Genomic DNA, 1422 nt, shown 5'->3' with positions numbered 1-1422 from the left:
TCAAACGGCTGAAAGTTGGTGCCACGCGGCGGTTTTCGGCCACCACCCGGGAGTCGTTGTTGGCGGATCTGCGCCGGATACTCGATCCGGATTACGGCGTGCGTGCGCGAGAGATCGCCCGGCACATGACCAAACCCGCTGAAAGCGTTGTCAAGGCCGCTGACGTGGTGGAGAAGTTTGCCGGCTCGCGGAGTCGCGCCTGATCGGCAAAGCCGACAGCGCGGATGTGTGCCGCACTGTCAGCGTCCTGACTCCGGCGCCGGCGCCGAACTAGTTGCCGCTTCTGGAGACACGGGACCACACTTTCTGGCACACTAGATATCTGATCAGCCGACGATGCCTGGGGGTCGCGTCAAACCGTCAAAGGTCGTCACAGTCCAATGGTCGGGGGGATAGGGCCGATGATATTGGCTTCGTCACACCCGACGGCGCCCGGTGGGAATTGCCGGTTCGCCCGCTCGCGGAACCTCATTCCCCATGCCATGCAACGAAAACAGTCAATCCCAATAGGGAAGGGAGAGACTGAAATTAGGGCCGAAAGACCCTACTCTGAAGTGTTGCCGGGGCAAGGGAAAAGTGATTAAGGTTACAACGCGATGAAATTTGCTGTGGCAAGCTACGGGACGCGCGGTGACATAGAGCCGTGCCTCGCTATCGGGCGGGAACTGACGCGCAGAGGGCACGAAGTCCGCATGGCCGTCCCGCCCAATCTTGTTGAGCTCGCGCAGGAAGCAGGCCTGGCGGCCATCGGCTACGGACCCGACATGCACGACTTCTGGAGCGACGAGTTCATCCGCGACTTCTGGAAGAATTTCGTGCGCGGGCCCATCAAGTTGATGCGCGACGCATGGGAGCCGGTGCTGCGGAACTGGCAGCTGATGAGCTCGTCACTGATGTCGGTCGGTGCCGGCGCCGATTTGATCTTCACCGGACAGCTCTACCAGGACCTCGCGATCAACGTCGCCGACTACTACCGCATTCCGATGGCCACGCTGCATTACATTCCGATGCGGCCCAACGGCGAGCTGATTCCGGCACTGCCCGGGCCGATGGTCCGTACCGGGATGGCGGTGTACGACTGGATGTGTTGGCGGATGAACAAGAGGGCCGAGGACCGGCAGCGCCGCGAACTCGGACTGCCCACCGCCACCGTCGCCTCACCGCGCCGGATCGCCGAACGCGGGTCGCTCGAGATCCAGGCCTATGACGAAGTCTGCTTTCCCGGGCTGGCCGCCGAATGGGCGAAGAAATGGGGCGACCGACGGCCCTTTGTCGGCGCGCTGACCATGGAGTTGACCACGGACGCCGACGAGGACGTGGCATCGTGGATCGCCGGTGGATCGCCGCCGATCTGCTTCGGTTCGGGCAGCATCCCGCTCGAATCCGCTTCCGCCACAGTCGAGATGATCAGCTCGGCGTGCG

At 62.9% G+C, this 1422-nt stretch carries 1 protein-coding gene and 1 pseudogene; both read left to right on the top strand.

What is annotated here, in order from left to right; genetic code table 11:
* Positions 1-203: pseudogene (locus A9X04_RS13430) on the top strand (glycosyl transferase family 1); the annotation flags it as partial.
* Between the two features lie 393 nt (positions 204-596).
* Positions 597-1422: glycosyltransferase (locus tag A9X04_RS13425; RefSeq protein WP_197509162.1), on the top strand; the 826-nt coding region annotated here is incomplete at its 3' end.

Origin of the sequence: Mycobacterium sp. E3247 (assembly GCF_001667785.1) — a bacterium.
Taxonomy (GTDB): Bacteria; Actinomycetota; Actinomycetes; order Mycobacteriales; family Mycobacteriaceae; genus Mycobacterium.
Note: the sequence above shows the minus strand (reverse complement) of the source record. Positions and strands in the feature narration are given on the sequence as shown.